This window comes from Leptospira noguchii serovar Panama str. CZ214, assembly GCF_000306255.2.
Lineage (GTDB): Bacteria > Spirochaetota > Leptospiria > Leptospirales > Leptospiraceae > Leptospira > Leptospira noguchii.
In genome coordinates this window covers 76,988-85,000 of the sequence record NZ_AKWY02000021.1, presented here as the reverse complement: position 1 = coordinate 85,000, position 8,013 = coordinate 76,988, and the positions used below count along the sequence as shown (strand labels likewise).

Annotated in this window: 7 protein-coding genes and 1 pseudogene (1 of these 8 running past the window's edge); 7 read left to right on the top strand and 1 reads right to left on the bottom strand. The window is 34.1% G+C overall.

Annotated features, from left to right (window positions below):
- The 3 genes and pseudogenes from LEP1GSC059_RS10765 to lsa26 all read left to right on the top strand — a co-directional run.
- Positions 1-95 carry the 3' end of a DUF1564 family protein gene (locus tag LEP1GSC059_RS10765; protein ID WP_020980843.1) on the top strand. The gene continues 493 nt to the left of window position 1, outside the view, so only the last 95 of its 588 coding nucleotides appear in the window; its start codon lies beyond the left edge, outside the window; its stop codon occupies positions 93-95.
- Between the two features lie 235 nt (positions 96-330).
- Positions 331-862 (top strand): annotated as a pseudogene (locus LEP1GSC059_RS10760) (DUF1564 family protein).
- 1,112 nt (positions 863-1,974) lie between these two features.
- On the top strand, positions 1,975-2,712 hold the full coding sequence (gene lsa26 / locus LEP1GSC059_RS10755) for a surface adhesion protein Lsa26 (RefSeq protein WP_020980739.1): 738 nt from the start codon (positions 1,975-1,977) through the stop codon (positions 2,710-2,712).
- An 845-nt stretch (positions 2,713-3,557) separates the two neighbouring features.
- Here the strand turns inward: lsa26 and LEP1GSC059_RS10750 are convergent.
- Positions 3,558-5,300, bottom strand: a complete 1,743-nt coding sequence (locus LEP1GSC059_RS10750; RefSeq protein ID WP_165569151.1) for a M23 family metallopeptidase — start codon at positions 5,298-5,300, stop codon at positions 3,558-3,560.
- A 99-nt stretch (positions 5,301-5,399) separates the two neighbouring features.
- Here LEP1GSC059_RS10750 and lptE point away from each other — a divergent pair, with 99 nt between their 5' ends.
- The 4 genes from lptE (at position 5,400) to LEP1GSC059_RS10730 (ending at position 8,000) form a co-directional block, all read left to right on the top strand.
- The gene (lptE, locus tag LEP1GSC059_RS10745; RefSeq protein WP_002177936.1) at positions 5,400-5,960 is read left to right on the top strand and encodes an LPS assembly lipoprotein LptE; all 561 of its coding nucleotides are present in this window, start codon (positions 5,400-5,402) and stop codon (positions 5,958-5,960) included.
- Positions 5,961-5,994: 34 nt separating this feature from the next.
- Positions 5,995-6,477, top strand: a complete 483-nt coding sequence (locus tag LEP1GSC059_RS10740; protein ID WP_002177854.1) for a Fur family transcriptional regulator — start codon at positions 5,995-5,997, stop codon at positions 6,475-6,477.
- A complete protein-coding gene (tgt, locus tag LEP1GSC059_RS10735; RefSeq protein WP_002177960.1) occupies positions 6,474-7,598 on the top strand; it encodes a tRNA guanosine(34) transglycosylase Tgt in 1,125 nt (374 codons plus the stop codon). Before LEP1GSC059_RS10740 ends, tgt begins: the two co-directional genes overlap by 4 nt.
- 66 nt (positions 7,599-7,664) lie before the next feature.
- The gene (locus LEP1GSC059_RS10730) at positions 7,665-8,000 is read left to right on the top strand and encodes an STAS domain-containing protein (RefSeq protein WP_000406878.1); all 336 of its coding nucleotides are present in this window, start codon (positions 7,665-7,667) and stop codon (positions 7,998-8,000) included.
- The last annotated feature ends 13 nt before the right edge of the window (positions 8,001-8,013 follow it).

Here is an 8,013-nt window from a genome sequence, read left to right as displayed (position 1 = left end):
TGATTACTTCCAAGAGAAATACTATATTTTTTTCTATCATCACCGGGCTAAATACTTTTCACGGGTTCCAACGAAAATCATCATTCTTAAAATGATAACTTTTTTAATTCTACCGTAATTTGATTTTAAGGCGGTCTTCCTACCCAAAACCATGATCAAAATAAGACATAATGAACTGAAATTAAATAATTTAAATATTAAGTTTTCAAAAAATCAAAATATTATAATATTCATTTTTAATATAAAAATTATTTTAAAAAAAAATAAGAATTACATAAAAAAAATTTAAAAAACAGATCTGACTAAAGAGTTGTTGGAACCGATAACGGTATGAAGACTAAAAACTCAAAACAACCATTCAGACATCTAAAATTATTAAAACCAAATCGTTCCGGAAAAAATCAAATAGAACAAAAGCCTGCGAATTTCCCAAAAAATCTAAAAAAATTGGGGATCGCCATCAGACTTCAATGTTCCTAAAGAATTGGTTTTTTATTTGGCTAAAAGAATTCTAAGAGCAGGTTCGTTGAGATTACTTTTAAATCAATGTATCCATCAAAGACCACTCCTTATGTTGGTTCCAAAACAAACTCTAAGAAACAAAATCAGTTATCAAAAACAAAAACTCGAATTGCAGAGATATTCTTTTCGACCATTTGAGGATGATTGGACAGAACTTAAAAGACTCTCATTTTTACACGGAGTTTCTATGTGCAAAATGTTTGTCAAATTATTGTTGGAGACAGATCTTTATCCAGAATCTAAATATGCGGAAAATCCAATTTTAGATGAATTTGAAGAATATATCGGAGATCCGACCTTGATTCAAAAATTAAAAGCTAAACGAACCTTTAGATTTTAGCGATTACTTAAAATTATATAATAGAGTATCTAAGGCCCTATTATAGACTGAGATTTGTTTGTAAACAATACTCTATTGTATAAGATTAGAAATTACAATCGCGGTTTCTTTTGAGGTTTTGTTATCAAAAGAATTGAAAAATTAATTCTCAATATGTTTCATTGAAACGGTCGATTGAAGTAGTTTTGTTAATCTTGAACTATGGAATTTTTCAACAACTCTATTCTATAAAATGAATTTTTTATTGAATAACAATCGCAAAATAACGATTTCATGAAGAAAATTGATATTGAAAACTCAGTCTTTGAATTTTATAAAGATTCCTTAAAAATTATTTTTGAGATATAATTGTCTCAAAAAACACAGTTATATAAGGATTGACTTTTACTCAGAATTATAAAATTGAGTATCTAAAATTTTGCATTGGAGTAGAGTTTTGTAATAAAATTTGCGATACTCAATTTTATAGGCAATAACAGAAAGCTTTTGACTTTGGGACGGTTATTACTTAACGCGATGCGAGGCAAACACAGCAGAACGCTCTCTATGGTCGCTCGACAAATCGTGCTCTATATTGAAACTAAAGAAAATTAGTATATAATGTTTCTTGTATACAATTTATTGACCAGAGCGGTGCCCTATTTTTTTTTACGTCAAACTAACGTTACTTAAAGCTCTATAATAGAGCTTCTAACCTTCTTTTCTCAAAGTAGACTCATCTTAAAATTTATCCTTTAGGCAGGAGTTAGTAATTCTTTTCAGAGAAAAATTTTTATTTTTCACTACAAAGACGCATGAAAAAAATAGGATACTTCTGTTTAAAAAATTAGAACGTAGACTTTCCCAAAAAAAGCCATCCAGACTAGAATCAATTGGTAATAACTTCTATATCTTCACAAAATCGATCGTTAATTTTCGATTCCATTTTCATAGTAAATTTGGTTAAATATTTCTTGAAAATGAAAATTCAATTCTTACATTGTTCGAATCTTACTAATTACTGCATAATAGAATGTCCAGAATTCTGCACGTTTATCAGAAACTTGACTCAAAATTCATGGTTTTTATTCTGTAGGAATTCAGTAGAACTTAAGAAAGTTATGGAGTGTATAATGTTCAAAAATTTAAAAAGAATTAGCATTTTATTTTTCCTTATGGGTCCTTTGTTTTCTTCTTCAATTTTTGCTTTAGGGACTTATTCAGAAGGTTGGGCTGTAGTAAAGTTGGTTCAGTTTGAAAGCCGTGGGCTTATTTTTGATTCTTACGAAGGAATTTTAGAATTTACCACCTATGATAAATCCGAAAAATGCGAGACATCCAAGGACGAATGTTTTTCTCCGTTAAAAGAAAAAGTAGATTTTTCTGTTCGCCCCGAAAATGCAGAAACTGTAAATTTTTTAAGTAATAGTTTAAATCAAGAAATTTTGATTCAATACAAAATCCATAAAATTGAACCTGCAGCTCTTTCAACCGATTTTGAAATCATTTCTGCTCAAAGACAAATCTCTACTATTCCGAAGGAAGCAGCCGAAAAAATTATCGTAGATAAAACAGGATCCAAAAGAAATTTTTCGGTTTCGGGTAGAATTCTTCAATTGGATTATCAAGGAACTGCAATTGGAACTTACGAAGGTTTATATCTGGACGAAGTCCGTGGAAAGGTTCATCCCTTTTCAATTACAAACGAGCAAGTGGCCGAATTTGCTTGGAATACAATGAAATTTGGGACAAAGTATTATATAGGTGTTTCCGTCGCCTTTGCAACTGGTTGGAGAAAATCGGATTATGATATTTTTGAAATCAATTATAAATCTCCAGCAGGTGGTGTTTATACTGATTTGAAAAAGTGATTCTTTTTTACAACTTTAGTAAAAGATAGAACTTTCTTTTAAATAAAGGGGCGGTCTACCGACCTCTTTATTTAGAATCTTTAATTGAAAAGAATACTTACCACGAATATGTATGAAAAAGATAGAATAAGTCTGTTTAAAAAATTTAGAATTTATTACTTCCTCGAAGAAGTAATAAATTCAGGAATAGGCACAAATCCGTAAGAGTTACTATTCTTCGTAAAATCCATCGTTTGCTTTCGATTCTATTTTCACGCGTTTCGTAGTAAAAAGAATCGAAAACAAAGAACAGATTTTTTATATCAAAAGAATTTACAAAATCTAAAAAACGTAAGTTCGGCTTGATTTATTTTTCTGAAAAAGCTGGTATCTGAATTTTACAGATCGATTTCTAAAATGTGGGGACTAATTCAAATTACGATTTTACAAACAAATTTTAAAATTGTAGGATTACATATTTTTAGAAAATTCTTTCTTATTTTCTTAGACGAACTCACGTTTATCAATACAAGAAAACACTACGTCGAATTAGAATAAATTCTGTGGGAACTCACATATTCTTGCAAAGAAATTTCTCCTAACTTTTTGAAAATTTTACTTTTTGCGTGAGTTCCCACATTTTATTTTTTACCGAAAAAGAAATTTCTTACACCGAACTCACGTTAAACGAACGTGATCCGGTATAACGCGAAAGGGATCGATGCGAGGTCAATAAATTGAAAAACTAAAGTAGATTATTATATAACGTTTCCTGTATTCAATTTATTGACCAGAGCGGAGAGCCCGGTCGGCTTGCCGCAGGCAAGCCGGATTCGCCCTGATTTTCTCCACGAACTTGTGTTATTTTAGCTTTTTTCGTCTTCCAGTATTTGTCCTAAATCAATCAGGTCGGTTAACCAATCAGAAAAATTACCGGCCCGATCCCGAATTCTTGCCTGCAGTAAAAGTCTTCTTTTAAATTTCGCAAAAGATCGGGGAATTTTTACAAGAATCATTTTGCGATCAGATTCAAATTCATATGGAAAAGTTTGTCCATCCAAAAGGATCTCCGCGCCTCCGGCATATCCTGAACCTACATCGGATACCGAATACATTCTTTCAATTGTAGTAGTTGGTCGGACCTCCGGCGTAAATCTATAACGGGAAATTAAAAATGGATGATCTATTTTGGGCTTAGAACGATCTTCCAGAACTGCAATAATTCCTATTTTATTTAAAGTAGCTCCGATTCCTCCAACCTCCGAAAATGTTTTTAGAATCACCCAACGTTTAGTTCCTTCTTCGAATAGATAGAGATTCTCCCCTTTTCCGAGTCTTCTACCCTTCCAGAAAAGTTTAGCTTCACCAGACCAGTTAATTCCGGTAGATTCAATCTCGATCAGCTCACTTTTTAAAACTAAACCTTCAGGTAAAAAATTTTCACTGGCTGGAGTTCCGACCACCTCAAAAAAAATCTTCCCTTTTCCGAATGTATTTCCTTTAGGAGTTTTGAGTAAAAACCTACGATCCGAAGATAAATATTCCGTTTCGGTCTTTTTCTCCGAATATCCTTTAAAGCCAGAATTAAAAATTCTAATTTTCAAGGAAGAATGGTTTTCTTCTTTATCCCCTGCAATAATTTCCAGTGGAATTTCTTGATTCACTGAAAATTCTCTAAGATCTAAACTTGGTTTGAAAGAAGGAAAAAGATTATAGACATAAACTGGTGGATTGAGAGAAGAACGGTTTGAATCATAAATGGACTGATGATCCCTCGCTTCCGCATAACTCATTTTTTCAAACTTTCTTTCATAGAGAATTTTCCCTTCGGATATAAGTCTCGCAAAATAGAGATTATTCTTATTACGAGAATTCATTCGATCGAACGCGCCGAGTTTTATCCTAACTTCTCCACCTAACTTAAGTGGTTCTGGATCATTGAGTTCGTAAATACCGTCTTCTTTTTTCTTAAGAGGTATCCTAAATTTCTGACCGTCAGAAGAATCTATGTAAAGAACTAACAATTCGGGCGGAGTTCCGTCCCGATCATTCATTTTTAAATATGCGAGAGGATTAAAAGTATCTCCATTTCCATGAAGTTCAAAATGTAAATGCGGAACCCCCGTACCCGATTCTCCGATTCTTGCAATCGGTTGTCCTTGTTTTACGGAGAATTTATGATCTAAAAATTTTACGGAGAAAATCCCATCACTTAAAAGATGCAATGCTTGTCTTAGATTTTCCAGTTCTTTTTTTGTACCTTCTAAATTGAAAAGATGTGCAAATTTAGCTCTTAACCCAGAAGAAGAACGAAGCATTAAATTGAGTCCATATCCGGTCGGAGATTCGGAAATAGATTCTACAACTCCATCAAAAGGAGCTACTGCAGGAAAACCGTTCAGATGAAAAGTTTTAAAATCGGCTCCCATATGTAAATGATGAGTCCTATATTCTGCAAAAGAACCGGAAACTGGGGTTTGCACTTCCATAGGAAACCTAAGTTTTCCTTGTAACTCAGGAAATTCTGGTCGGTCCTCCGCCCACAATTCCTGGAAAATCAAAAAAAATAAAAGAATAACATAAATTGAAAAAACGAAAAATCTTTTCATCTTTCAGAAAAATGGACCAAAAAATGAAATTTGTAAAGCTGAAAAGGAATCTAAAAAACTCCTTGCACGGAGGTCCGACCGCAAAGGACCTTTCCAACTATGTTTATTGCCCGATTGGCGATTTTGGTTTTAATTTTTCTACAACTCAATCAATGCACATACTTTACAAGAGAACCAGGAAATCCTCCCAAGATAGACGGAGTACCAATCCCGGACGAACAGAGAAGAATATATATCCAAAACTTTCGAAACAATTCCTATGGAATGGGAGTACAGACACTCCTTACGGAGTTAGTTCGAGCTGAGATAGATACCAGAGGAAGATTCCTTCAAACAAGAGAGAAATCAATTGCCTCTTATCGGCTTTATGGAGAAGTCGTTCACTACCAACTCATCGGAAATTTACTAGACCAAGGAGGACAATCGATCTCCAGAGAAATGACAATCATAGTCCGACTCGAACTACAGAAAGTTGGAGGACAAAAAATAATTTTGGAAAGAGACGAGATCCCAGTAAGAATTATATTCTCCGATCAAATCGGATTTAGAGAAAGTGAAATCCAAGCACAGGCAAGACTATTAAAAATAATGGCGGTTCGAATTGCAGAAGAGACGGAAAGAGGTTGGTATTTTTCTATTGCCGGAAAGATCGATCCCTGATAATCTTGACTCGTCCTTCGGGTAAAAATCTAATATGAATCGAGAAAAACAAGAAGCTATTCTAAATAAAACGGAACCAGCGGTCCGTATGGAAATGCAAACGTTTTCGGAGTATTTACAAAAAGAAGGTTTAAAGATTACCAATCAAAGAATGTTAGTAGCTGAAAGAATTTTTTCCCTTCACAATCATTTTACTGCAGAAGGGCTTTTAGAAGAATTTAAAGATCAAAGAGATCAAATTTCCAAAGCCACAATTTATAGGATACTTTCCATAATGGTTTCAGCGGGTCTATTACAAGAACATAATTTTGGAAAGGATTATAAATATTACGAACACATAATAGGACACAAACATCACGATCATATCATCTGCACAGTTTGCGGAAAAATCGTGGAATTCTTAGACGAAAGAATAGAACAACTCCAAGAACAAGCGGCAAGAGAGAACGGTTTTAAAATCACCGGCCATAGCTTGAACATTTATGGAACTTGCAACGAACATTCTTCTAATAAATGATTTTTCAAACAACTTCGGAAGACTCTCTTACTAAAGCCAGAACCGGAATTCTAAATTTAAACGGAATAAAACTAGAAACTCCAGTATTTATGCCAGTAGGTACAAGGGGAGTTGTTAAAACCCTTTCGGCGGACGATCTAGAAGAACTTGAGTATTCTCTAATATTAGGAAATACGTATCATCTCTATCTTCGACCTGGAACTTCCGTACTGAATAGTTTCGGAGGTCTCAAAAAATTCTCCACATGGAAAAAAGCACTTCTAACAGACAGCGGCGGGTATCAGGTATTCAGTTTAAATTCACTTTTTAAATACGAACAAGATGGCGTTCGTTTTCAATCTCATATAGACGGAAGTAGACATTATTTTACTCCTAACTCTGTTATAGACATACAAAGGAGTATCGGTTCCGATATAATGATGGTTTTAGACGACTGTGCACCTTTCGATTCCGGTCCAGAAAGACTCAAACAATCCTTAGATCGAACACATCGATGGGCCGAAATGTCGGTGCAATACTGGGAAAAGAATAAAAACTCCCAACATCTTTTTGGAATTTTTCAGGGAGGAATTGATCTTGATTTTAGATTAGAAAGTCTAAACGCGATCACCTCACTACCGTTTGACGGAATCGCGATAGGAGGTCTCTCGGTCGGAGAACCTCGCAAAGATTTCATTCGAATTTTAAACGGTATTGCAACTTACACAGATCGAAATCGCCCTCTTTATTTGATGGGGGTAGGTACAGTTCCAGATATTTTGGATGGAGTGAAAAACGGAGTTGATATGTTTGATTGTGTACTTCCGACCAGAAACGCAAGAAACGGCCAAGTATTTACAACTTTAGGAAAAATCAATTTAAGAAACGAAAGATGGAAGAACTCCGACTCCCCCATGGACCCGAATTGCACGTGTAAGGTGTGTAAAAGATATAGTATAGGATACATCAGACACTTACATCACGTAGGCGAGATCACTGCATTCTCACTTTCGACATATCATAATTTACATTTTATGAAAAATTTTCTAACAGAGATTCAAAACTCCATTCAAAAAGGAGAATTTTTAGAAATCTATGCCAAGTGGAAAAATTTGTATGAAAAGCCCGAATTTTCCGGTTGACTATTTAAAGAATCGACTTTCCTTTAGTAGAGCTGGAAAGAAACAGAAAGGAGTTGCTGATTATTTATGGAAATAACCAGAAGAGAAAGCGGGAACATTGTCATTCTGGACATAAACGGAGAAATCGATCTCTACAATGCTCCAGAAATTAAAGATGTAATCGCGAAACTCATCGAGGAGCAAAAATATTATACGATCATCAATCTCGAAAAAGTTTCTTACATAGATTCTTCTGGTATTGGTGCTCTCATTTCCAGCCTTTCTAATCTGAAAAAATATCAGGGTGGACTTAAAATTATCAATGTTTCTGGATCTGTAAGAAAGGTATTTGAGTTAACAAAACTAACTTCTTTTTTTGAGATTTTTGATAATGAATCAGAAGCAGTTTCTGCTTTTAAGTAAATCGGAATTTTAA